Annotated in this window: 19 protein-coding genes; 1 reads left to right on the top strand and 18 read right to left on the bottom strand. The window is 67.9% G+C overall.

From position 1 onward, the window contains the following. Positions 1 to 47: 47 nt before the first annotated feature. The 12 genes from AC0L58_RS02195 to AC0L58_RS02140 all read right to left on the bottom strand — a co-directional run bounded on the left by AC0L58_RS02195 (position 48) and on the right by AC0L58_RS02140 (position 15,629). Positions 48 to 1,577, bottom strand: a complete 1,530-nt coding sequence (locus tag AC0L58_RS02195; protein ID WP_473686237.1) for an esterase/lipase family protein — start codon at positions 1,575 to 1,577, stop codon at positions 48 to 50. Between the two features lie 75 nt (positions 1,578 to 1,652). Further along, positions 1,653 to 3,326 carry a DUF6519 domain-containing protein gene (locus AC0L58_RS02190; RefSeq protein ID WP_473686235.1) on the bottom strand — a complete coding sequence of 558 codons (1,674 nt, stop codon included), beginning with the start codon at positions 3,324 to 3,326 and terminating at the stop codon, positions 1,653 to 1,655. A 10-nt stretch (positions 3,327 to 3,336) separates the two neighbouring features. Then, complete coding sequence (locus AC0L58_RS02185; protein ID WP_473686233.1) at positions 3,337 to 5,703, bottom strand: hypothetical protein; 2,367 nt, start codon at positions 5,701 to 5,703, stop codon at positions 3,337 to 3,339. Next, positions 5,700 to 8,822: a putative baseplate assembly protein gene (locus AC0L58_RS02180; RefSeq protein ID WP_473686231.1), complete on the bottom strand. Its 3,123-nt coding sequence runs from the start codon at positions 8,820 to 8,822 to the stop codon at positions 5,700 to 5,702. Before AC0L58_RS02180 ends, AC0L58_RS02185 begins: the two co-directional genes overlap by 4 nt. Next, positions 8,819 to 11,593 carry a putative baseplate assembly protein gene (locus AC0L58_RS02175; protein ID WP_473686229.1) on the bottom strand — a complete coding sequence of 925 codons (2,775 nt, stop codon included), beginning with the start codon at positions 11,591 to 11,593 and terminating at the stop codon, positions 8,819 to 8,821. Before AC0L58_RS02175 ends, AC0L58_RS02180 begins: the two co-directional genes overlap by 4 nt. Continuing rightward, positions 11,590 to 11,961, bottom strand: a complete 372-nt coding sequence (locus AC0L58_RS02170) for a GPW/gp25 family protein (RefSeq protein ID WP_473686227.1) — start codon at positions 11,959 to 11,961, stop codon at positions 11,590 to 11,592. Before AC0L58_RS02170 ends, AC0L58_RS02175 begins: the two co-directional genes overlap by 4 nt. Positions 11,962 to 11,968: 7 nt before the next feature. Next, positions 11,969 to 12,292, bottom strand: coding sequence for a hypothetical protein (locus AC0L58_RS02165; RefSeq protein WP_473686225.1), 324 nt, complete (start codon positions 12,290 to 12,292; stop codon positions 11,969 to 11,971). A 10-nt stretch (positions 12,293 to 12,302) separates the two neighbouring features. Then, positions 12,303 to 12,809: a phage baseplate assembly protein V gene (locus AC0L58_RS02160; protein WP_473686223.1), complete on the bottom strand. Its 507-nt coding sequence runs from the start codon at positions 12,807 to 12,809 to the stop codon at positions 12,303 to 12,305. After that, entirely contained in the window at positions 12,806 to 13,930 is a 1,125-nt protein-coding gene (locus tag AC0L58_RS02155) for a hypothetical protein (protein ID WP_473686221.1), read from the bottom strand. Before AC0L58_RS02155 ends, AC0L58_RS02160 begins: the two co-directional genes overlap by 4 nt. A gap of 4 nt (positions 13,931 to 13,934) precedes the next feature. Continuing rightward, positions 13,935 to 14,255, bottom strand: a complete 321-nt coding sequence (locus AC0L58_RS02150) for a LysM peptidoglycan-binding domain-containing protein (RefSeq protein ID WP_473686219.1) — start codon at positions 14,253 to 14,255, stop codon at positions 13,935 to 13,937. A 42-nt stretch (positions 14,256 to 14,297) separates the two neighbouring features. Next, positions 14,298 to 14,906: a M15 family metallopeptidase gene (locus AC0L58_RS02145; RefSeq protein ID WP_473686217.1), complete on the bottom strand. Its 609-nt coding sequence runs from the start codon at positions 14,904 to 14,906 to the stop codon at positions 14,298 to 14,300. 66 nt (positions 14,907 to 14,972) lie between these two features. Next, complete coding sequence (locus AC0L58_RS02140) at positions 14,973 to 15,629, bottom strand: hypothetical protein (RefSeq protein WP_473686215.1); 657 nt, start codon at positions 15,627 to 15,629, stop codon at positions 14,973 to 14,975. Positions 15,630 to 15,754: 125 nt separating this feature from the next. On the opposite strand from AC0L58_RS02140, the gene AC0L58_RS02135 reads away from it, so the two are divergent. Then, positions 15,755 to 15,967 carry a hypothetical protein gene (locus AC0L58_RS02135; protein ID WP_473686212.1) on the top strand — a complete coding sequence of 71 codons (213 nt, stop codon included), beginning with the start codon at positions 15,755 to 15,757 and terminating at the stop codon, positions 15,965 to 15,967. Positions 15,968 to 16,029: 62 nt separating this feature from the next. Here AC0L58_RS02135 and AC0L58_RS02130 read toward each other — a convergent pair whose 3' ends face one another. The 6 genes from AC0L58_RS02130 to AC0L58_RS02105 are packed head-to-tail and all read right to left on the bottom strand — an operon-like array spanning position 16,030 to position 23,319. After that, a complete protein-coding gene (locus AC0L58_RS02130; protein ID WP_473686210.1) occupies positions 16,030 to 18,174 on the bottom strand; it encodes an eCIS core domain-containing protein in 2,145 nt (714 codons plus the stop codon). Next, the gene (locus AC0L58_RS02125; RefSeq protein WP_473686208.1) at positions 18,167 to 18,460 is read right to left on the bottom strand and encodes a hypothetical protein; all 294 of its coding nucleotides are present in this window, start codon (positions 18,458 to 18,460) and stop codon (positions 18,167 to 18,169) included. The genes AC0L58_RS02130 and AC0L58_RS02125 overlap by 8 nt, the downstream gene beginning before the upstream one ends. Continuing rightward, positions 18,457 to 20,604, bottom strand: a complete 2,148-nt coding sequence (locus AC0L58_RS02120; RefSeq protein WP_473686206.1) for an ATP-binding protein — start codon at positions 20,602 to 20,604, stop codon at positions 18,457 to 18,459. Before AC0L58_RS02120 ends, AC0L58_RS02125 begins: the two co-directional genes overlap by 4 nt. Further along, positions 20,601 to 21,845: a Pvc16 family protein gene (locus tag AC0L58_RS02115; protein WP_473686204.1), complete on the bottom strand. Its 1,245-nt coding sequence runs from the start codon at positions 21,843 to 21,845 to the stop codon at positions 20,601 to 20,603. The genes AC0L58_RS02120 and AC0L58_RS02115 overlap by 4 nt, the downstream gene beginning before the upstream one ends. Next, positions 21,842 to 22,582: a hypothetical protein gene (locus tag AC0L58_RS02110; protein ID WP_473686202.1), complete on the bottom strand. Its 741-nt coding sequence runs from the start codon at positions 22,580 to 22,582 to the stop codon at positions 21,842 to 21,844. Before AC0L58_RS02110 ends, AC0L58_RS02115 begins: the two co-directional genes overlap by 4 nt. Beyond that, positions 22,579 to 23,319 (bottom strand): T4 family baseplate hub assembly chaperone, encoded by a 741-nt coding sequence (locus AC0L58_RS02105; protein ID WP_473686200.1) that lies wholly within the window; start codon positions 23,317 to 23,319, stop codon positions 22,579 to 22,581. Before AC0L58_RS02105 ends, AC0L58_RS02110 begins: the two co-directional genes overlap by 4 nt. Positions 23,320 to 23,321: the final 2 nt, after the last annotated feature.

Here is a 23,321-nt window from a genome sequence, read left to right as displayed (position 1 = left end):
CCCGGAGCCCTGCCTTCGACCTGTCCAGTCGATGGCTGTCCGGGCGATCACCCCACCGCGGCAACCACTGGCTCGATCGCGGACGCCACGGGCGGCACTTTTTGCACCGCCAGGCGCAGCTGCCCCTTGAAGCCTTTTTGCGATGCCAGCGGGATTACATAGGCATCCCCATCCTGCGCCGCGAGCGTGCCAAGTGCCTCGCTGGAGCGATCGTCCGCGAACAGGTAACGCACATTCCAGCCATCGTCGCTTGGCGTCGCCTTGATCACCAGCGTATTGCGGAACAGGTACTCGCCCTCGATATGACTGTCCAGCCAGAGTTTGTTGTCGATGGTGTAGCCGGTGGTGGACACGGTCAGCTCCACGCTGAACACCATGGTGCGCCCGACGGTGATCTTGCTGGTGTCGAGGAAGGCCGAGAACAGCACCGGCGATCGCGGCGTGTCCCGATCCACGTTGTCCAGTCGCAGCAGTTCGTCGAAGCCGCGCAGGATGGCGCTGCAGGTATCCCGGCGCCGCTCGGTCAGCTTGAAGTCGTTGGCGCCACGCGGCGCCACGGTGGCTTCGAAATAGTAGGAGGCACGAATCTGCTTGCCGTTGTCCTTCGCCTTCTGCACCGAGGCCGGCAGCGGCAATGCACTGACTTCCAGCGTGCCGTCGACACGCACGTCGCCGAACAGGAAGCGCACCAGGTTCTGATAGCCGTCTTCGGAGTTGACCACGCCATAGGTGCCGCTGTGGCTGCGATAGGAGAACGCACGCGGCGCGCCGGCGACAGTCGCGTTCTCGATCCGCACCAGGCCATCACTCATTTCGCCGGCCAGCTTGCTCGAAAGTCCGTGCGCCACGTCGTAGTCGCGGTGGTTGGTGCCCACGAAACAGAAGAAGCGTTGCGGATCGAACTTGCCGTCCAGCGAATCCACGCGCGTCGGCGTGCCGGACATGCCAAGGAAGCCAGCCATGATCTTGCGGTTGAAATTGTTCATGTCCCACAGCCCCATTACCGCCGGGACGTTCATGCCGCCCATGTCGATGCCGTTGTGCGGCGTGGCGTAGGTGAATACCTTGTCGACCATGGCGCGGTCGGCCGGGCTGCTGACGGCGTCATTCTGCAGGAAACTGCGGCAGACCAGCCCGCCCATCGAATGCGCCACCAGGTACACCCGGAACGCCTGCAGCCGTTCTGCGTCCGTTCCGCAGACCTGGTCGCGCACTTTGCAGATCAGCGCCTTCAGGCCCTGCGCGGCTTCCAGGATCGACAGCGCCTTGCCATCGCCCAGGTCGCTGTCGGCCGGATCGTAATAGCGATAGATGATCACGCTGCGGGCCGGGATCGCCCCACTGATCTCGATGCCGTGGGTATAGGTGTCGCGGTAGCCATAGTCCTTCATCAGGCGCACCAGCGGCGACTCGAACACGTGCCTGCGCACGCTGCCATCCCATACCTGGCGCACCTTGGTGGAGCCAAGGTTGAAACCCATGTAGGGCGTGGCAACCGTCGCGGCGACCTCGCTCGCTGTCATCGCATAGCCACGGACGTAGATGATCGGAAAGTAGGGAGCAGCCAGCGAGTCCATGGGGTGATGTCCTGGTGATCGGATTCGGTCGGATGACGTTGCCCCGAGGCGACGCCGCGCGGTTCGGTGGTGCGCTCACGCCCGCTTGTCGGTCTTTGCCGGTTTGGTCCTGGCTTTCCGATTCTTCGGCTTGGCCACGTCGCTGCTGGCCTTGGCCGTGGCGGCGCGACTGTCCACGACCAGTCGATTCTTGCTGGCCCCGGCGATTCGCTGGCCCTCGGCATGAATCAGCTCGCACAGCGTGCCGAAGCGACAACAACATTCGTGATAGCCGTCGTTGTCACCGTCGCCGGCAATCCCCAACACGGCGTAGTGATGGCCGCCCCCCGGAGGCAGACTCACCGGCTTTCCCCCCACGGACGGCCAATCGAGCTGGCCGCTGCCGGCCACGCGAGCAGGGACCAACCAGTAGTCGCCGGTGGCGTAGACGCCACCCGGCGCAAAGGTCACCTGGATACCGTCCTCCAGGGTGATCGGCGTGTCCTCGGTCACCGCCATCACGCCTTGCGCGTCGACCGGATCGCGCTGGTCCCAGCGGCGCAACAGCGGATGCTTGCTCGAGTCGACCGAGATCGGATACGGCGTGACACCCGGCGGCACCGCCAGGGTGACGCGGCACTCGGCCACGTCGAGCGCGACCACTTGCAACAACGGAAGGGCACGCTGCGCCAGCGTGTAGTCGTCATCCACCAGCTCGACCCAGTCGTTCACCGCCAGGCCGAGTCGCGCATCGCGGCCAAGTCGCGCCAGCGTCACCACCTGCTGCGTGCCGCCGCCGTCCGCCGCCGTTCCCGGAACGTTGCCAAGCACCCGGAAGATCACCGAGCCGTTCTCGCGCGACCATTTGAAGCTGGCCCCGGCGCTCGTGCCAGCCAGACCCGGGTGGTGGATCTCGACCCGGTACAGCTGGTTCTCGCAACCGCGATAGCGCGCATCGGCGGCGATCAGACACGGATCGTCGTTGGCTGTTGATGCCTCCAGCTGCGCGCTCAGGTGCGGCAGTGCCCAGGTCGCCCTCGCGCCCAGCAAATCGCGCACTGCCACGCAGGGGACATCGTTGGCGTCGCCACTGGCGTCGCCCTGGCCGTCGAGGCTGTCGCGCAACTTGCCCAGATCGGCAATCTGCTGCTCGATCCGGGCGGTCTCCTCAGCACTGGTGCTCGCCTTCTGGCGCACCTTCAATGCCGTCTCGATGTCACCGAGCTGTTTCGCGGCGCCCGTGCCCTCGAGCAGGCGCACCTGCCACACCACCTGCGCACGCGAAGCGGTATCGACGCCATCCAGCGCCACGTCGGCGATGGCCGGCGCCTCGATCGAGGAAAGGTGCCGCTCCCACACGTCCAGCCACAGCGCAAAGCCATTCGGCGGAGTCTTCTCGAAACCGGTCTTGCCGTCGGCAACGCCGAAATCGGGGGTCGGCCGATACGGCTGATCCACCAGCGAGCAGGCCGCCTCGTTCACGCACAGGATGCCGTCGACGTAAAAATGTCCGGCGGCCAACTGCCAGTCGGCCAACAGCCGGGGCTTGACCTCGCCGTTGGCGTCGGTCTCGCTGATGCCCAGACTGAAACCGTCGCCTGCCGCCCAGCATGGCCCGATCAGGTCCTGCACCAGGGTGCGCAGCAACTGCTGCTGGATCTGTCCCTGTTCGTTCCAGTCCGCTTCCAGCAGGACGCGCCCCTGCTGCTGGAAGACCTGGCTGTAATGCCGGGTGGGATCGAAGGTGACACGTGCGAAGTCGCCTTTCATGGTTGATCTCCTAATTCGCAAACAAGATGCCGGCATCCGTGCCTGCCGGAACGTATTCGGCCAGCCGCGCAGCAAGATTCGCCTCGCGTTGCGGTTCGTACAGGTCGTGGTAGACACCCATCGCCGAGCCATCGGAGGCGCCACGACGAAGCTCCGCGCAGCACGCGTCGGCCAGGCGCAAATAGTGCGGAGCGGGATAGCGCCGAGCGGCAAACTGCGGCAGCACCCGCATCCGCTCGCGCGCACGCGCCGCCGCGTCGGCGGCGGGCACGGCGGCCAGCGCGAGGTCGGGCTGGCAATGGAATCGTTGCGGCGTGCGCGAACCGTCCGGCACATGGCAGAAGCGCACGCAGCCGAGCTGGCGGCGCAGCACACGCAGCGGACTGGCGAAAATGCTGTCCTGCGCCAGCCCGATCGCGTGCGCCTGCACCTCGCCGATCACGGTGCAACGCTGGAAGCTGGCCTCCACATAGGCCACCACCTCGTCGGGCGCGCCCAGCGCCACCCTCTCGGGACCGGTGGAGTCGAGGATGCTGTCGCACAGTAGTAGCGATGGCGCCTCGCCGCGCCGCAGCGGACTGATCACCGAGATTGCTCCGAGCATGCTGTGTTCGATGCGCAGCGCAGCGCGGCTGCCGTCCAGGGTGATGCTGGGCTCGCCCGGCCGCTTCGGATCGCAGTTGCACTGCAGCGCCCAACCCGGCACCAAGGTGCAGTGGCGGATCACCAGCTCGCAAAGGTCATCGGCTGGCGGCGCGCCTTCGCCATCGTCGCCAGGTCCCTGCACTTCGATGCCGCGTCCCATCACCAGCAAGCCGTCGAGCAGCACGCGGCTGCCGGCCTGCCCCGCGATGCTGAGCGCATCGGGCTGGCTGGCGCGCACGTCGAGCAGGCGCAGGATCGGTCGCGTGCGTTCGGCCGCGCGCAACTGGATCGCCTCGCCGGGCTCCAGCTGCAGGTCGAGACTGCCTTCGTACACGCCGCTTTCGGCCAGCTCGACGATCAGCGCGCGCGGGCGTTGCTGTAGCGCCCGCGCGTGCGCGCCGTCATCGGAAAGCTCCGGCTGCGCCTGCTTGATCGCGTTGAACGCCTGCGCCACGGCGGCGTCCTTGGCCTGCGCCCACGCCGCCAGCGCATCGGCGATATTCAGATAATGATCGGGCCGCAGCGGCGCAGTCGCCGGGTCGCTGCCCGGCAACGCGGCGTGCACGACATAACGCGTCGCGCCTTCGAGTTCCGGCGTGGCGCGCGCGTACTCGCCGCCGCCGAGATTGGCAGCAAAGCCGTACTGGTAGGACACCCACACGCCGCGCTTGGGCCGCTGGTTGGCCGGAAACATCAGCCGCCCCCGCTCGGGATCGACCGCCACCTTGCCGCGCGGCACCTGGTAGCGCCATCCCACCAGATCGGCCGGCAGCAGCAGCTCGCGCGGCAGCGGCGAACCCTGTCCTTTCGCGGGCCAGTCGGGCGCCCATATCTGCACGCTGCGACCGGCACCGTAGAGCGCGGCGGAGACGCTGGCGTAATCGGCCTGCGGTCCGCGTTCGGCGAAGCGATAGCGCCGCAATGGCACCGGCAGATTGATCTCCTCGGCGATATGCGTCGGCGCGCCTTCCGCCACCGGACGCTGGAACAGCGGCGTGTCGTTGCCCAGGATGCTGAAGCTGAAGCAGTGCGGTCCGGACTCCTCCACGCAATATGCCGACGTAGTGGTCACCGGATAACTGCGCAGACGGAACGCGAACACACCCACATCCGGGATCGCGTAGCGACCGCGTCGGCGCACACTGCCCATCCGCCGCACGTCCACGCTGTGGGCCAGGGAGTCGAACGCGCCGCCGGCCCAGCCGATCTGCTGCAGCCGGCCCGGCTCGCGCAGATCCGCGGTGCCACCGCGCTGCGGATGCTGATGATCCAGATGCTGCATCCAGCCGAGCAGGCGATAGAACTCCACCGCACGCGCCGGCCAGTCGGCCGCATCGCGGGCCAGGTCCTCGAGCAGGGATAGCGTGCCCTTGCGCCGGCGCGCGTCGATCGTGTTGGCGACATCGGCACGCGGCGCCAGCACGTGACCGAGACCCTCGCCACAACGACCGTCGGCCGCATCCAGCGTGGCCGCTTCGGGCAGCAAGCGGTAGCCGAGCAGGTCGCCGATATACGGCACCACCCAGGCGTCGCAGGTCTCGATGAACCAATTGTCGTACAGCCGCGCGATGTCGCGCTCCAGCACATTGGCCTGGGTTGCCAGCACGCGCAGGAAGTCGCGCAGCGGATAGCCCTGGTCGGCATCGCGCATGCGGTAGACCACCGGCAGCAAGTCGTACAGGCGATCCGGCTGCGCGCCGATGGCGCGGCCTCTCGCGGTTTGCGCGTTCATGGCGTGGCCTCCTGCAGCAGCAGCGTGTCGGGAATGGCCGGGGACAGATAGGCGATCTGCTGTAGCTCCACCTCGATGCGATCGAGCAGCCGCTGGCCGACGGTCGATGGATCCGGCTTGCCGGGCGGCTTCGATGTGTCGAGAAGCACGCTGTCGTCCGCCCCCTGCTCGCCGTCGCCAAAGCCGGCCAGCAGCGAGCTCCGGTCGACGCGATCGAAGACGTCGAGGTCGACCCAGGCCACACCACGCACGGCCTGGATGCAGGTCACCACTTCGCTCGGGTACACCGGCTGGCCCAGCGCTCTCTGGTCGAAGCCGAACGCATCGAGCAGCGCCGCACGCACGACCGGCTCCACCGATTCCCACGCATAGTCCGGCGCAAGGCCGACCTTCGCGCCCAGCGTCAGCGCCAGCCACTCGCGCTCGCGCAGGCGCACCAGCAGCGATGGATCGCCGTAGCGCCGCAGCGCCGCCAACAGGTTGCGATGGAGATCCGAGGCGGGATCGATCGGCGCGTCGTCGACGCCGGCAATGACGACCTGTACGCCGCTGCCCGACTTGATCGCCACCGCCTTGCCGACGCCGCCAAAAGTTCGCGCGAAGTCGGCATAGTCGACCACCGAGACCAGTCGATCCAGCGCCAGTACCGCCAGCGGCACGTTGCGGCGCGCCTGGTCGCGGGTCTCGGGATTGGCACCACCGGAAGCACGCAGCGGATTGATCACCTCCTTCACGCCAAGCGGCCTGGTCGCCAGCAGGCTGATCTGCCGCGCCTTCACATTGCCCGGCGCGCCGATGCCTTGGCGATAACTCGCCTTGATGTTCTCCACGCCCGTGGGCAAACGCGCGCCATGCACCCCATCACCGGAGCGCACCGACGTGGTGCCGCTGTCATCGGTGGCGGTGACGAAGCTGCGTGCGTCCTTGCCGACAAAGGCGAGATTGCGCGTCTCGTGCCACTGCACGTCGTTGACGCGCACGCTCAGCGAACTTTGAATGCCATCAGGCGTCGCCGCGGAAACCCAGGTCAGCGGCTTCTGCTTCAGCGCGAAGGCCTGCATCGGAAGTGCGCCGTTGCCACTGCCGAGTACCTCCAGACGGGTCTGGCCATGGGTGGCGCGCACCACGTTGGCATGCACCGCCACGCTGTCGCGGCGATAGCGGTAGGCCAGGCCCTGGTTGGCGAATACCAGGGTGCTGTGCACGATGTCGCCGGGCAGTTGCGCATCGGTGCCCTGCTGTACCGCCGCCAGCATCACCAGTTCGGCAGCGGCCACCGCGTCGGTACCCGGCACGTCGGTACGCTGGCCTTCGACGATCACCCAGCGACCGGCCTTGAGACCGTCGACGGCGCTGTCCAGCGTCAACCGGATGGCGCTGTCGGAAGTCGCGGGCGGCGAGGTGTCGTCCGCCGCTGCAGCGCCGACTGCATCGGTGATCGCCAGCTCGGCCAGGGTCAGCTGCTCGCTTTGCGCATACACCTGGGTGCCGCGCAGTGTCGCCATCGTCGGCGCCGTCCAGACAGGATGCTTGCCATCGGCGACAGGGTTGAACAGCGCGATGTCCGTGGTTTTGCCGCTGATCCCGTAGTCACTGCGCGGATGCGTCTGCACGCTGCGTGCCTGCGCCACCGTCCGGAGCGCCGTCGTACTGGCGGGTGGAACGAGCAGCAGATAGCTTCCGGCAAGTACGCCCTCGTACGCGTTGTCCAGCTGCACGCGATCGGGATCCTCCGAATCGGAAGTACCCCAGTCGCCATCAGGCCTGGATACATAGGGCACCGTGTCTTTTGTGTCCTGGTTGGTGTTCAGACCCAGCCCCATGATGGGTGGTGCGTTGTAGCCGAACAGCGGGGCGGCCAGCCGCATTGCGTACACCCCGTGCAGGGTCTGCGACGGCTGGCCTTGCGACACGCTGGTCCAGGCGCGGTAGAAGTTGCCGGCCAGCTCGGGCGCGAACTGCAGCAGCAACTGCGGTCGTGTATCGCTGGCAGTACCCAGTGCGGCGGCCACGCTGCGCGACAGATACAGACTGCTGGCCGGCTGCAACGTCGGCTTCAGCGTGAGCGCACCGAACAAGGCGCCAAAACCGACGGGTGCCATCACTACTGGCGAGCTCTTGCCGAATGCCGCCTCCACCGCGTGCATGAACGTATCGATCGCAGCTGGCTCATTGCCCTCTTTGAAACGATGCGCATACGGCCCCATCAATCCCTGGTAACTGCCGCCGTTGTCGCCACCGAGCAGGAGATTCCTGCGCACCGTCTCGAGCAGCCCGATCCACGCTTCCGCATCTTGCTCCGCGACTGAATCACGCAAGCTCCGGATCGCCACGTCGGCTGCGGCCACGATCTGAAGCGTGGCTTGATCCAGCGACTGCAGGACGACCCGGCTGCGCGCGTTGGCCTGCTGCACTTCGACCGATTGGACCAGGCGCAGAACCTGCGCACCGCTGGCCAGGTCGTCGCCAAACAGGAACAGCAGGCGATCGTTCGCCTTCAGTTGGGTGGCCGTGCCGGCGACCCACAACTCGCCGAGATGGAGCACGCTATCCAGCGATATGTTCTGCGGCCGGCTCAGCCGCGGCTTCAACGCATTCCACTCGAAGCGCGCGTCCAGCGGCTCGGCTGTCTCGAAGGTCTGCATCTGCTCGCCCGGAGCAGGGATCGACTGCGCAGCGGCGCCGGCCGGAATCGTGACCGGCGGCGAGTCCTTCTCCACCGTGTAGGCGAGATAGACGCTGGCGGCCACGCCGGGCCGCAGCCGGTAGTCGACCAGTCGCGCCAGCTCCAGCACCGAACGTCGCTCGGTGGCGGTATGCAGATAGCCCTCGTTGGCGATGCGCTCGTTGTAGAAGCTGAGTACGTCGGCGGTGACCGCCCAGGCGTCGAGCAGTGCCATCGAAGGATCGTCGCGCTCGCGCGTGCGCAGGCCGGCCAGCGCCGGCAGTGCGGCATCGCTGAGGTCGTCCTGCATGGTGGCGCGGAAATCCGCATACGTGCCCACGCGATACGCCAGGCTGTCCAGCCCGGGACGGTTGTAGAGAGGCAACGGCGTGCCGACGCGGGCGCCACAACCGCAGGCGCAGGCGTGCTTGCCACAGGCGCTACAGCAGCTCATCGGCCACCTCCCAGCGTGAACTTGATGGTGCCGTGATCGGGGTGATCCAGATCGTTGTCGACCTGCGCGATCTCGCGCGCGGCGATCGCCAGCACGCCACTGCCCGGCACCTCGCCGGAACGCCCGCCGTCGGCGCGCGCCAGCGTGGTTACGCCGACATGCGCCACGCCGGTGACCGCCTGCGCTTCGGCCAGCAGCGCGCTGATGGTTACCGGCGCACCCAGGCGCAGCCGGTCCGGGTGGAAGAAGCCGGGCGCCCCGTCGCGACGCAAGCCGGCGCTGAAGCGGTCGAGCAGTTCGGCCTTGACGTGGGCGACCAGGAAGTCCGGCAACACGCAGACGAACATTTCGATCAACAACGGTACGTAGCAGGCCGCGCGTACCTCGACGTCATGGCCGATGCGGCGGTAGCGTTCCAGCTGCGCGCGGATCCCCCGCGCCAGTCCCGCCGGCAGGGTCTCCCGGCCCAGCGGGTCGACCACCACGTCCGCGGCGTACCAGCTGCCGCTCCACTCGAGCGCGGCGGCGGCACCCTGCAAGCGCGGCTGCTGCGCGGCGAACATCGCATAGTCATCGGCGACGATGGCGCGCAGCGGCCTGGCGCGGAACGCGCCCGGCGCATAAAGCTTCACCTCGGCCACGCTTTCCGGATCGGTGCCGCCGCTGGCCGGCAGCGGATTGCGCGGCTTGAGGTCGGCGGAAAGTTCGCCTGACTTCAGCGCCAGCCACACGACGCTGTCGCGGCCGACGTTGCCGACACGGCCATTGCCGATGCGCGAAGCGGCGCGGAAGAAGTCGCCAGCCTGCGGTTGCGCACCCGACACGCCGTCGCCGAAGCGCAGGTGCGCAACGCTATCGTCGTCGACCTCGACCACGAAGTGGCGGTCGTCCGGGCCGCTCTCCAGCAGGTCATATACCGGCTGCCACTGCCAGCGCGGATCGGGCACGCCGTCAATCAGTACGGCGTCCAGCGGACCGCCACAGACGCGCAGCTGCGGCAGCACCTGGCGCGGATCGCGAGCCAGCAGCTGGCACACCGGCGCAGCCGGCGGCAACGGCTCGGCCCAGCTCAGCGGTCCGTCCGGCAGCACGTGGCCGGTGTCGGACGGCGGGCGTCGTACATCCTGCACCGCGCCCTCGCAGTGACAGCAACCCGGTTGCGCCGTGCCGGGTACCAGCCAGCAGTCCTCGGGCAAGGCCTGGCAGCGCTGGCACGCATCCGGCATCGCGGCCAGCGCGGCGGCCAGACCGGGATAGTCGCCATCGTCGCCGGCCGGCGCGCAGATCGGGGCGCAATCGCACTGCCCGCGCACCCATTCGCCGTGATCGACCAGCAGCACGTTGCCGCGAGCCAGGCTCACGTCGTGCAGCCACGCGCACTCCGGCGACGGCGTGCGCACCGACAGGCACAGGTCGAACGGCAGCGCATCGCAGGCGTCCCAGGCGACTTCCAGCAGCAAGCTGCCGTCCAGCGGATCGACGGACGTCTGGACGTCCGTCAGCCGCACCGCGTGCCGGTGTTCCGGATCGGCATCGGCCGGATTGCCGGTCTGCGGCCCCAGCACTTCCTCGAAGATCAACAAGTCACCGACCGCCAGCTTCAGCGCACGCGCCGGTTCGGCCGCGACGGTCGCCGCGTGCGTCTCGTCGCACGCGGGACCGCTCGGCTCCGGCACGGGAGGATTTGCGGGCGCGCCCGGCAACGGCGCATCGACCAGGGTGGCGCGCGTGCTGCCGCGCGGCAGACAGCACATCTCGTCGCCCCAGCGGTGCAATCGGATTGCACTGTGCGCAGCCACCACGGTCACTTCACTACGCTCGTCCAACCGCATCGGCTCGAAGATCAGCGCGCCGTGCGCCCGCGCCGCATCCCGCGCGACGGCGTCGAGTACGCCCGGCTGCGCGCCGCGATCGCCGGCTGGCGGTACCAGCAGCAACAGATTGTCCAGTGCCAGCGGCAGATCATCGTCGCCCGCATAGGCCAGCGTGACGAAGGCGCGCGCATTGCAGCCTTCGTGCATGCGGTAGTCGACCAGTCGCGCATGCCGACGCACCGAAATGCGCCGGCGCGCGGTGCCGAGATAGGCCTCGGTGGCCACCGCATCCTGGTAATAGCTGAGGTAGTCGGCGGTGTAGGCCAGCACCTCGACCAGCGCGATGCCGAGATCGGGCACGTGGCGTTCCTGCCACGCCGGCATGTCGAGCGCGAGGCGGTCCAGCAACAACTGACGGAAGCTCTGGTAGTCCTTGGCAAGATAGTTGATTTCGGGCGGCGGCAGCGGCGCCTGCACGCAGGCTGCCTCGTCCGCGCAGTCCAGATCCTTGCCGCAATCCAGCCGGAAACGCAGCGCGGCACAGGCGTAGCGCGGATCGAAGCCGGGGTACGCCAACCAGGTCGCCGGATCGTCACCCGCGTCGCCAACCACCAGGCACAGGCAGTACGCGCTGTGGTCGCCTTCGCGGTCCAGCCGCACGCGCAGGCAGGCATCGTCGTGCATTTCAGGCTCGTCCTCGACCGTGACGCTGAGCACGCGCAATCCACTGATGCGGTCGCCACCGCTGACCCGCACATTGGCCACGCCCAGTTCCGACGGAATCGCGCCAAACAGGTGTACGCACAGGCTCACGCCGTCGTCGCCGACCTCGACATAGTCGATGCCGTTCAGTACGCCCGCTCGACGCAAGCGCTCGCGCCGCGCCGGCACGCTGCAGCGCGGCAGCGGCGCGCAGCCGATCCGGCCGAGGCTGGCGCTGGCGTTCACGGCGTTCATGGCAGGCTCCGCGTGAAGCTGTCGCTGCGGGCTTCTCCGGTCGCCAGCACGGTGTAGTCCAGACGCACGGTGAGCGTCGCATCGTTGCTGCTGACATCCAGCGCGCCCACACCGATCACATCGCCGAGCCAGCGCTGCAGTGCCGCCTGCAGGGTGAACTGCAGCGCCGCGGCCAGTTCCGGGCTGTTCGGCGCGAACACCATCTGCAACAGACCGCTGCCGAAATCGGGTCGATTGACGCGCTCGCCGGGGCTGGTGAACAGCAACTGCTCGATCATGTCGCGCACGTGATCGTCATCGTCGGTGGCGGCCGTACGACCGCGCGGATCGAAATGGAACGGATAGTCGATGTCGAGCCTTGCATTCATGACGTCCTCACATCGCGGTGACGCGGGTCTGGCTGGCGACGATCAGCAGCGGCGTGCCGGTGGGCGCGCAGATCGCCTGGCTGTCGATGAGCAGCAGCGGCTGGCCGTTGGAGGTGACGCGGGTGGCGGCAGTGACGAACTGCGCGCTGACGCACGGTCCGTTGGCGGCCGATGGCGGCGGCAGGGTGCAGCCGGCAACCAGCCACGGCGAGGCCATCGTCACCGTCGGCTGGCCGCTGACCATGACCCGCGGATTCGGCGTGCTCGCCTGCGCCTGCCCTGCATGTGAGCAAAGCACGCTGGCGCCGACATGGATGAGGAAACCCGGCATCGCATCGCTCCTAGGTGATCACCAACGCGCCGTTGTTGATCGTCACCGTCGGGCCGGCAAGCACGACGGTGGCGCCCTGGCCGTTGGAGATCGTGATGCCGATCTCGTTGACCATGATCATCGCGCCGGTGGCGCTCTTCAAAAGAATGCCGCCGGTGGGGCCCGGCAGATCGCTGATCGAAACGGTGTTCTGCAATCCCGACTGCAGCACCATGCCGGGACTGGCCGGATTGCCGGCCAGCGCCAGCGCCGGCAGCTCCGCCGCGCTGCCCCAGAAACCACCCACCCAGATCGGATAATCCGGATCGCCCTGCTCGAACTCGACCCACACGCCCGCGCCGATCTGCGGCACCACGTACACGCCGCTCTGCTTGCCGGCGACCGGCACGCACGGCATCGCCCAGCTCGAGGGAATCAGCCCGGACACATCGGGCACCATCACCTGGATGCGGCCACGCTGTTCCGGATCCACGTTCTGGATCACGGTGCCGCGGTATTTGCCGTAGAACTTGTTCATGACGGCACCAGTGGCACGGTGGAGACCAGTCCCTTGCGCGACAGCTGGAAGCTCTGCTTGTACTGTCCGCGCTTGATCGTGTGGCGCACCTGGCTGACGTAATGCAGGCCGTCGAACGCGGGCCCCACGCCGCGCACACCGACCAGCTGGCGCGCCTTCAGCACGCGGCCGTAGCGCACCACGTCGAGGCTGCCCTGACCGCTCACGGTGTCGGCCGACTTCGCCGCCTCGGCCATGCCCAGCAGCATCGCGCGCTGCGGCGAATACTTTGCCGTCTCCGGCAACGGGTTGAACTTCTGCGGTGGCGGATCGATCAGGCCCAGCGGCGGATTGAGCGGGCCGATGTCCGGAATCGGGATCGGCAACGGCACCTTGGTCAGCTCGTTCTGGATATAGACCACCGGCAGCTGCCGCGCGTTGCCGTGGTAGCTGAAACTGAGCTGCTCGACGTTGCTGGCTGCGTCCATGTCCGCGTTCAACGCCGGCTGCGGCACGCCGACCTTCACCTTCGGCCCCCAGTACGCGATGCTGCTGCCCGGCGCGGGACCCGGATCGAGATAGAACACGTAACCGACGCGCGCGGCCAGCAGGCGGATGTATTCCAGGTCGCTGCCCTGCTGGGTCGGAATGCGGTTGGTCGGGATCGGCACGTCGATCGCGATGCTGGGAATCACCAGCGGCACGATGCCGAGGAACGCATACTTGGCCAGCAGCAGTGCCACGATTGCCTCGGCCGGCATCGCCGGGAACGGCAGGCCCGGCAACCCGGAGAATTCGAGCCTGGTCATTACCGTGGTGAGGTCGTCGCCGGTGACCTGCAGCGTGGTATGGCGCTGGTCCGAGCCCGGCAGCACTTCGGTCTTCGTCGCCACGCCATCGATCAACACCTGCGGCGTGCCGTTGACGGTAGCCACGATGATCACCCGCAGCAGCGGCACCACACCGCCACCGCTGAGCAGGAACAACGTGTGCAACGGCGAACGCACGCTCAACGTGAACTGCAGGGTGAACGCGGCGGCACCCTCGTCCGGCGCATCGACCTCGACCTGGGTCAGTGCATCGAGCACGACCTGCGGCACCGGCACCGGCACCACCGGGCCGACCAGCAGCGTCAGATGCACGCCCTCAAGCACTGGGCACCCCCGGTATGCCTTCGGGCAAGGTGATGCGCAGCTGCCGACCGATCGTTTCGGTCAGCTCCTGCGGGCGCAGTGCACGGTTGGCATCGCACAGCCGCCAGAACTGTTCGGGATCGCCCAGGTACTGCGCCGCGATGTTGTCCAGCCGCTCGCCCTGCACCACCCGATGCCACTGCAGCAGGGCCAGATGCTCCGGTGGCGGCACGAAGCGGCGCTTCAGGTACGTCACCATGCTGCCATCGGCGCGCACCAGGCTGGTGGTGGGCGTCAGTGCGTAGCGGCTGGTGGGTGGAAAATTCGTGGTCATGGAGGCATCTCCGTCGCGGGCGTGTCGATCGCCCCGGTGGCGTCAGGCGTACACCGCCTGGTCGTGGTCCTTGCGCGATCGCAGTTCGGCCAGCATTTGCTGCTCGCTCTCGTTGGCCGCCCACACGGGCCGCAGCTGGAAGTGCGGCTGGTCGACGATGGTCTTCCAGTTGCCGCCCCACTCCAGGCCCAAGTCCATGCCCAGCGCGCCCACGGCCTTGTACTTCGGAGACTCCGGGAGATACTTGCTGCCCTCGAACACGCCGATGTCGAACGCAATGCCGAAATTGTGGTTCGAGTAACCGGCCCGGGCGTTGGTCACCTTCTTGCCCGGAGCCGTGCGTCCCTGGGCGTACAGCGCCGCCTGCTCCTCGTAGGTGCGCAGCCCGCTGATCAGGCGAATGGTGATCCCGGCACCCGCCGCCTTCTGTACCAGGGCGCGCGCGATGGGCCGCAGTTCGGGCAGCAGGGTGGCGATCACCTTTTCACTGCGATTGTCGACCGGCGAAATGGCTTCGGACGGCTGCATCTGATCGATCTTCTTGCCGACCAGGCGCGCGTAGATCGCGCCCCAGGTTTGCGGACCCGCCTTGCCATCCACCTCCACGCCGAGCGCCTGCTGTACGGCGGCAATCATTTCCTCGATACGCATGTCGGTCTCCAAGTTGTTGGCGATGCCCGGCTCGTCACCGGCGCAAGTTCGATCCTGACGCCCGGGTCACGGCACTCCGCTCAAGCCGAGCGCTGACAACTGGCCGCCGGCGGCGCCGGCCAGTTGCTCCTTCTGCTGCAGATAGCTCATGAACAGGCTGGCGGCCTTGTGGCCAGACGGCACGTCGTCCACGGTCAGCACGCGCAGGCCCAGGCTGACCTTGGCGCGGATCGGGTTCAGCGCCGTGTCGAACGCCTCCTCGGTGATGCTGAACTCGGTGATACGCACGGGCAGGATGCGCGCCTTGCTCCACACGAACAGCGCCAGCGGCGTTTCCATCGGCACGATCTCCAGCGTGCCGATCTGCGCCAGCACATCGTTCGCCCGCAACTGCGCGCTGGTGGGGTAGACCATCGTTTCCAGCGCCGCCAGCTGGGCGAAGATGCCGGAGCTGACGACGCCGCTGTTCTGCTCCGGAAACTCCAGCTGATCGGTGGCGTCGATCTCGGCCTCGAGCTTCAGCGTCTCCACCGGCGGCCCCTTCAGGCGCAATGCCTCGGAGCGGTCGCCGCCGTCTGCGCTGACCGGCTGCACCTGCAGCGAGCGGGTCAGCGAATCGGGGTTGTACTGCAGCGCAATCACCCGCAACACGACCGAGCTGGCCGCATCGATCAGCACGATGCCACCCTTGAGGATGCGCGGCGAGCCGGGAAATGCGCTCATGGCATGCGTCCGTGGCAGGGCAGCTTGTCCATCCGGCCAAGCGCACAGGCGATGAAAGGCCTCGGGCCCCGCAGGCTCCCCCAGGCCGACGCATCGAACGTGCCGTCGACTGCTGGCGTCTGACGATGCTGATCGAGATGCCGCATATGCAGCGCGCGTATCACCGGCCTGATCCTGGTATCGAATTTGCCGGGGATGGCGGCGACGGCAATGCACCGAGCCAGCAGTTGCTGCAATGGCCGCGGCTGTGTGACCTCATTCGCTTTGCGCAAGTCATCCATCTTCAACGCTCCATCGGATTCCGGCTTTCGCTCAATGCCATCTCGATGCCGCGGTAGCGCTACGGGCGTGAATCGGCCGGAATCGCGCGCCGCCGAGGCGTCACTGCCGCCTCTCGCTGTCACTCGTAGTCGCATTGCGCGCGGTACTCCTCTGGATTGTGCGGTTCGCCACTGGGGCAATCGCTTTCCTGCGTCGGCTTGGGCTCTGCCGGACCAAAGCGCTGTTCGCGCTCCGCCTGCTGCGCCCAGCGATGACACAGCGCATCGCCCATGCGTCGTAGCGAGCCGCTGGTGCGCTGGTGTTCGGAGCCGTGTTCCTGGTGGGTCTCGGCCAGTTCGACGGTGGCGTAGCGCAGATAGCCGAACAGCCCCTCCCATGGCCTGCGTCCGCGCCCACGGCCGCGCTGGAACTGCTCGATGGCTGCCAGCAGCTGCGGCGCCATCGGCGAACTGGCGGCCACCCCGAACAGGCGCAGTCGATCGGCTGGTTCGGTGACGCGATCAAGCAAGGCCAGGAATTGGTCCGAGAGCTGCGAGTTGGGAATGGTGTCGCCAAACAGGAACGCGCTGACATCTTCCGGGTCGCCAAACCCGGTATCAAGCAACGCGTCGGCCAGGCGGCTGCCGGGTGCCGCCATGGCCACCTGGCCGAGCAATTCACCCCCAGCGATGGGCGCAGGCACGGCGCCGGGGGTCGTCAGGCGCGCGGCAAGCAGGTCATGCACGCGCTGCCCGCGCGACAACGTCAGTTGCTGATTCGGTGTGGGTTGCTCGCGGTTGTCCTCGGGCGAGGCATAGCCGGTAATCGAACGGATCGTGGCGCCGGCCGCAACCCGCCGCGTGACCTCGTCGAGCATCGCGATGGATTGTGCGTGCAAGGTCGCGTCGCGCGTGTCCTGATCACTGTCCAGGCGGAAGTAGTAGCGCAGGCGGCTGCGATCGACCACGTCATGGGTCACCGGGACGTCCTCGTCGCGCGGGGGGATATCCTCGTAGCACTCGTACGCCACCGGGCAGCGACAGATGCGGCAGGTCCGCGACTCCACCGTCTGTCCGGGCAGGTCGCCGCCGAAACCGATGATCACACCGCGCCGGTCGTCCTGCGGATTGGTGACGTCGACGGTGCCGCGAAGGCCGCCGTGACCTATACCGATTCCCACGCTGGTATCGAGCCGACCCGATTCCGTACCACGGAATATCTCGCCGCGAGCTCCAATCTGCGTGTCGTCCGGCAGGCGCAGGCGCACGCTGCCGCGGCCGCCCACCTCGGGCTCGCGGCCGGTATTGCGTGCCTCACCTTCAACGTGAACGTGTGCACCGACGCCGCGCTCCCCCCCCGCCACATTGAGGTCAGCGCCGACCGTCACGCGGCCCGTGCTGAAACTGCTTGGCACGACATCGCCGGAGAGACTGCCGGTAACACGACCGTGACAGAAGCCGACGGTGAAACCCGGCCCGGGCCGCAAATGCGTGCTCGCTTCGGTATGCGTGGCATTGCGGCCAGCGCATTGGCACAAATGACGGATGATCGCGACGCGCAGATGATCCGCACCACGCTGGCCTGCATCCAGCGAAGTGGCGCGCCCGCGACCGCCGCGTCGTTGTGGTGTACTGAAATCAGGCTCGGCTTCGTCTTCGCCGCTCCCCGCAGTCGGCGCCAGTTGGCGCTGCACCACTGGCGCCGCCGCAGCGATGACCCCCGGCGCGAACGCGCCAGCGCAGACCTGCGTGGCGACGTGATCAGCCTCGATCTCCTGCGCGGTATTCGCCGGGCCGGTCACCAGCTGGGGGCTGACCGCACCCATCGCGTGGCCCTGCTGCACCGTATGAGTGAGCTCATGCGCCAGCAGGTGACGTCCCGCAGGCGACTGCGGCGCGTAATGCCCCGTACCGAAGACGATGTGCTGGCCCACCGTGTACGCCAACGCACCGACCGCTGCGGCCGAGGTCGCCGCGCGGGCATCGGCATGCACGCGTACGGTGGAGAAGTCGCGCCGGAAGCGGTCTTCCATGAAGCGACGCGTACTGCGGTCAAGCAGCTGGCCGGGTGATCGCAGAACGTCGCGGACCACATCGGGCACTGGCGCGCCATCGGCCGCATCGGCATGCGCTGCGCGCTGCAGGGTATGCCGCTTGCGCGCGCAACTGCTGCAGGTGCCGCCGCCGGCATGCGTGCCGCAGGCACACTTTCGCTGTAGCAGCACGCCGTTGACGTTCGGCGACGGAACAGGCTTTGCAGCAATGCTGGAGGACCGCTCAGTCATGACTGCCCGCGCTCCTGTCGCGCACGACCGAAGGAATGCCGAGGCTCTGTCCCACCGCCACGGCAACACGCGGGCCAAGTCGATCGTTCGCATGTGTGGCGGCCGGCAGCAGTGCCGGAGGTAGCGCAGCCCGCGAGCCCAGACGGCGCAAGCCGACGACCGCGCCGGGCTGTGTCAGGGATTGCGCCAGCGCGCGCTCGATCATTGCCTGAACACTGCCGGCGCGCTCGCCGCCCAGCAGCCCTTCATCTATCACCAACCGCTCGATATGCAGCTCGATGCTCATGCCTTGTCTCCCGCACTTTGCAGCCCGCGGAAATCGGCTTCGTTGACCGGCTTGTCCAGCTTGCGGAACTCGACGCGGGCGGCGTCGAGCAGCAGCGGCATGTCAATCTGTACGCCGGTGGAGGCGGCCATGAAGGCGGCGTTGAGCGCGATGCCCTGGATGCTGCCGCCGCTGAGCGCGAGCCGAGCCAGCCGGTCCAGGTCCAGGGCGCCCACGTTCGCCTGTGCGGGAAACACCGAGGCCCAGATCGCGCGGCGCTCGGCCACGCCGGGGAACGGGAAGTTGACGACGAAGCGCAGCCGGCGCAGGAAGGCGCTGTCCAGCGCGCCTTTCTGGTTGGTCGCCAGGATCGCCAGGCCGCGGAAGGACTCCAGTCGCTGCAGCAGGTAGTTCACTTCGATGTTGGCGTAGCGATCGTGGCTGTCCTTCACTTCGCTGCGCTTGCCGAACAGGGCGTCGGCTTCGTCGAAGAACAGGATCGCCCCGCCGTCGTCGGCAGCATCGAACAGCTTGCGCAGGTTTTTCTCGGTCTCGCCGATGTACTTGCTGACCACCGCGGACAGGTCGATGCGATACAGCGACAGGCCAAGTTCCTGCGCGATGACTTCGGCCGCCATGGTCTTGCCGGTCCCGCTTTCGCCGGCGAACAGCGCGCTGATCGACAGGCCTCGGTTCATCCGCGCGCGGAAACCCCAGTCGTCGTAGACCGTGCTGCGCTGGGCGACCTGATCGGCGATCTGGCGCAGCAGCTGCTTCTCGCTGTCGGGCAGTTTCAGATCATCCCAGCCAGCCTTCGGCTCGATCCGTTGCGCGAGCTGGTCCAGCGCCGGGCGGGTGCGCGCGAGGGCGCCCTGCCACAAGGTCCGCGTCAGCGCCTCGGGTTTGTCGGCGGCGGCGGCCAGCGCCGCGTGCGCGATCTGCTCGATGTGCGCCAGGTTGAAATCGAAATGGCCGGCCAGGTGGTGCGGCTGCGCCCCGGCGGAATCGCCGAGCAGGTGTTGCCACGCCGAGCGCTGTTCGAGCGCGTTGGGCTTGGCCACATCGACGCTGATCACGTGGGCCGCGGTGCTGAGCAGGGGCTCGCGTGCGTCGGCAAAGACCAGTCCGCCGACACGGCCCACGAAACGCGCGGCCAGCGCTGCGCCGGCATCGCCGCGCTCGAGTCCGGTGGCGTCGAGATACAGTGCCAGCGGCAACAGCCGGCTCTCACGCTGCCACAGTCGCAACAGGGTTTCCTGCTCGCCGGCCGCGCCGGGCAGCAACTCCGCCGACAAGCGGTGCGCCTGCATGCCGACGGCGGCGGCAACGCACTGCGCGATCGCCTGCTTGCTGACGCTGTCGCTGCCGAGCAGCTGGATCACCGGCAGCGGCTCATCCGCGGGCGCCTGCTGCAGGCCGTTCAACAGGTGATCGACCACGGCCTGCTGCGATGGTGGCAGGTCCATCGACGGCAAGGGCGCAAGCAACGGCGCCAGCCGATCGTCCAGGTAATTCATGCCCTTGATGAAATTGACGATGCGCTCGTCGGCGCCGAGTGCCGCGCCGATCAGCGGTTGCACGCCGGGCTGGTGGATCTCCAGCAAACGCCACCAGCGCAACGGCCGCTGCGGCGACAGCGCATCCCAACCGGGCTGGTCGAGCACGGCAAACGCCAGCGCAAAGGTCGGGTACGGCTTGGCCGGATCGTGCTGCGCCTGCGCACACAGTGCGGGGAAGCGGGTATCCAGTTCCATGCCGATGCACAGCAGCAGCAGGTCGCGCTCGAACGCGGACAGTCCGAGGCGGTCCGCCAGCGCCATCAGCGCGGGCGTATGCTCGCTGCCGTCGTTGCCATGCATCGCTTCCGCCGCATCCTTGCCCGCCGCTTCAGTCGCGCGCGGCGACGGTGGTGCATCGCGCTCCACGGTTGTGCTCGTCTGCAGGTGAGGCGGTGCGCTGAACAAGCGCGCAAACAACGATGGCCTGGCCATGCCCGATGGCTCGACGGCCGGTGCGGACTCCATCAACGCCGTGGCTGCGGTCGCCGGATCCGTTGCCGGGTTCGCATGCACTTGCGCAGCCTGCTCCAGCCGCTCGCGCAGGGCCGCCAGCGCCGCGGCAAGGTAGCGGTCGTTCGCTTCCAGCCATGCGCTGTGCTCGTTCATGTCACCACCATCTGCTGGTCGCTGGCGAACACGGGCACGCTGCCGCTGAAGTCGACCGGGATGCTGTCGGCGCCGTCCACGCGCAGGCGCAAGGTGTAGGTGCCTGCGGCCACGCCGGTGAGCTGGAACACCAGCGCGCTCGGCTGGTGGGTGTCGATTGGATTGCTGACGCTGGTGGGTGACAGCAGCCGGTCACCGAACAGCAGCAGTACCCGCTGGCCGTCGCGGATGCGCGGCATGCAGCTCAGGTTTACCGTGATGTCGCGGGCTGCGGCGGTCAGTGCGCCCAGCGTGATCGTGGGCGCCAGCACCAGCGGCAGCTCGTTGCTGAGCAGCGGCGGCAGGCCTGGCGGCTGCAGCGACAGCGCCACCGTATAGACGCCCGGTGCCCAGCGTGAGGCGACATCCGCGTCTTCAGTGGGACTGGCCAGATGCGTGCTCAGCGTGCCGGCTTCGGTGCCTGCCGCGGGCGCAAGCTCGATCGGCGCATCCAGTCGCAAGCTGCTGAAGCGGACCAGGGCGTGCTCGCTGCCGAGCTGACGCCCGCGCAAGACCAGGTCCTGGCCCAGCCGCAGCGCCATCTGAGTGCGCGGATAGATCAGCGCGTCGAGCACCGGCGCGGCCGAGGCGGTGGCGATCACGCCGCGATCGGCAGCACCGCGTCGAAGCACCGGCAATGGCGCCCGCGTCACCGCCTGGCTGTCGATCAACACCACCGCCACGGCGTAGGCCGCCGAGACGCGGTAGTTGGCCTGAAACGCGGTCCACAATTTGGACAACTCTTCCACGCTCTGCGCCAGCGGCGTCACCCGCACCCGCTCCACCTGGCTTGCCAAATCGTTGCCGGGCAACGCGCCGGCGATATCGGCGCCATCCAGCAACGGATGGTCGTGCAGCGTACTCATCGCCGCGGCCAGCACACGGTGGCTCAGCGCCTCGCTGTCGACCTCGCCGCGACCCCAGGCGGTGATCAGGTAATGCAGGTCCAGGGCCAGCGCCGGCGCTGCCGTTTCGCCCGGCCGCACCCGACCCGGCATGTCCTGATTGCGCCAGGCGGCGTTGGTGACGGCCTGGTACAGGAACAGGTTGAGCTGCGTCTTGCTGACACCCTTGCGGGCGAGATCCGGCGGCTGCAAGGTGACCTCGAGGTCGGCCAACTCGGGGTCGAGCGCGGGTATCTGCGCCAGCAGCAGGTTGCGCAGCGTGCGCGTGGTGGCGGCGATGGCCAGCACGTTGCTCATGGCGCCACCTTGTCGCCGCGCTGGCGCAGGTAGTCGTCCAGACTCGACGGACGCGGACCCTCGCGGCGGCGCGGCGCGGCAGCGGGCGCGGCGGCGCGGACCTCAAGCCGGCCGATGCTGACGTGCACCACCGGTTCGCGGGCGACTTCGCCGCGACTGTCGATCCGCGCGGCAAGCCTTGGTTGCGCGGTGACCTGAGTGGAACGTGCTGGCGCGTTTGCTGCGTGTGCAGGCGTGGCGAACACCGGTGTCGGCGAGGGCAACAGACTGCCGACCGACGACGGTCGCGCGGCTTCGGACCAATCCGGTGCGACGCGCGTCTGGCGTGGCCACAGCGGCGCGGGGCTGTCGGGCTTCGGCTTCCGTGTCGGCGTCACCGAACCCTCGACGACGGGTGCTTGCGGTGGCGAGGAGGCTGCGGGCGGCGGTGTTTCGCGCAAGGAACTGGCCGCAACCGGGGCTGGCGGTATCGACACTTCCGCGCGCGCGTCCGGCGTGGCCCGGCTTCGCTCCAACTGCGACGGGACTGCAGGTTGCGTGGGCGCTGCCGGCGAGACCGTTTCGGCGGCGACTCCCGCCGACGGTGTCGCACGTTGCCGCGGCGGCGACGCGTCCTGCTCGCCGGCCGGCATCATCGGCAGATAGCGCGGCGACTCGAACAGCGACGGCAACCGCGGCGCCAGTGTCGTTTCACTGCCGATCGCTCTTGCCGCCAGCCGGTCGAGGAAATCGCTCATGACGTGCACAGCTCCAGATAGGCCTGGCGGCGACGCGGGCTCAAGTCGAGGATGTCGGCTTCGGCCCAGTGATAGACCTGCGCCAGCGTGTCCACTTCGCGCAGCATGTGCAGCGCCCAGGCATGCAGCTCCTGCCACAGGAAGCGCGCGATATCGAACGGCGGTTGCCAGTGGTGAGTGCACTCCGGGCAGCGAAAATCGAGTTGCAGGTCGGCCTGCGGGTCAGCCCGGGCCATGGCCTGCGCAAGCTCCGCCTGCATCGCAGATGACAGCACATGAGCGGGGCCATTGGCGCTGGTGTCGGTCACCAGCAGGCAGCGTTCGATCAGCCGTTGTCGTGCCGTGTCCACATCGACGCAGTGTTCCAGCGCCAACAGGTCATTGCTGTCGGGCAGGCGAAATGGAACTCGCCGACCGTCCACGGACAAGACAACTTCCGGCGTTGCGGTTGCTCCTTGCGCATCGGGCGACAGCAGCAGGTTCGCGCCGCGAAAGCTGGCTTCGACCGTCGCCGCGCATTGCGGACAAGTCGCCACCAAGTCGACATCCCCGCCAAACAGACGTTCGCGCAGTTGCAGCAGCAATGCATCGCGCGCGCCCAGCGGCAACGTTGCCAGCGTTTCGGTGGTGCCATCCTCGCAACTGCTGGCGAGCAGCAACAGGCTGCGCGCCGTGGCGGACAGCTCGCCACCACGTTCCCAGACCTGCAGCAATTGTGCGGGCGTGGGCGTGCGCATGA

The organism is Rhodanobacter sp. G2-10 (assembly GCF_055809185.1).
This window is presented reverse-complemented; position numbering and strand designations above follow the sequence as displayed.

Coding starts and splice junctions, on each gene's coding strand:
- AC0L58_RS02165 (WP_473686225.1), bottom strand. CDS start 12,292: ATGCCGGGTTTCCTCATCCATGTCGGCGCCAGCGTGCTTTGCTCACAT.
- AC0L58_RS02180 (WP_473686231.1), bottom strand. CDS start 8,822: ATGAGCTGCTGTAGCGCCTGTGGCAAGCACGCCTGCGCCTGCGGTTGT.
- AC0L58_RS02125 (WP_473686208.1), bottom strand. CDS start 18,460: ATGAGCATCGAGCTGCATATCGAGCGGTTGGTGATAGATGAAGGGCTG.
- AC0L58_RS02135 (WP_473686212.1), top strand. CDS start 15,755: ATGCTGATCGAGATGCCGCATATGCAGCGCGCGTATCACCGGCCTGAT.
- AC0L58_RS02190 (WP_473686235.1), bottom strand. CDS start 3,326: ATGAAAGGCGACTTCGCACGTGTCACCTTCGATCCCACCCGGCATTAC.
- AC0L58_RS02115 (WP_473686204.1), bottom strand. CDS start 21,845: ATGAGCAACGTGCTGGCCATCGCCGCCACCACGCGCACGCTGCGCAAC.
- AC0L58_RS02145 (WP_473686217.1), bottom strand. CDS start 14,906: ATGCGTATCGAGGAAATGATTGCCGCCGTACAGCAGGCGCTCGGCGTG.
- AC0L58_RS02150 (WP_473686219.1), bottom strand. CDS start 14,255: ATGACCACGAATTTTCCACCCACCAGCCGCTACGCACTGACGCCCACC.
- AC0L58_RS02140 (WP_473686215.1), bottom strand. CDS start 15,629: ATGAGCGCATTTCCCGGCTCGCCGCGCATCCTCAAGGGTGGCATCGTG.
- AC0L58_RS02130 (WP_473686210.1), bottom strand. CDS start 18,174: ATGACTGAGCGGTCCTCCAGCATTGCTGCAAAGCCTGTTCCGTCGCCG.
- AC0L58_RS02160 (WP_473686223.1), bottom strand. CDS start 12,809: ATGAACAAGTTCTACGGCAAATACCGCGGCACCGTGATCCAGAACGTG.
- AC0L58_RS02185 (WP_473686233.1), bottom strand. CDS start 5,703: ATGAACGCGCAAACCGCGAGAGGCCGCGCCATCGGCGCGCAGCCGGAT.
- AC0L58_RS02170 (WP_473686227.1), bottom strand. CDS start 11,961: ATGAATGCAAGGCTCGACATCGACTATCCGTTCCATTTCGATCCGCGC.
- AC0L58_RS02175 (WP_473686229.1), bottom strand. CDS start 11,593: ATGAACGCCGTGAACGCCAGCGCCAGCCTCGGCCGGATCGGCTGCGCG.
- AC0L58_RS02110 (WP_473686202.1), bottom strand. CDS start 22,582: ATGAGCGATTTCCTCGACCGGCTGGCGGCAAGAGCGATCGGCAGTGAA.
- AC0L58_RS02195 (WP_473686237.1), bottom strand. CDS start 1,577: ATGGACTCGCTGGCTGCTCCCTACTTTCCGATCATCTACGTCCGTGGC.
- AC0L58_RS02120 (WP_473686206.1), bottom strand. CDS start 20,604: ATGAACGAGCACAGCGCATGGCTGGAAGCGAACGACCGCTACCTTGCC.
- AC0L58_RS02105 (WP_473686200.1), bottom strand. CDS start 23,319: ATGCGCACGCCCACGCCCGCACAATTGCTGCAGGTCTGGGAACGTGGT.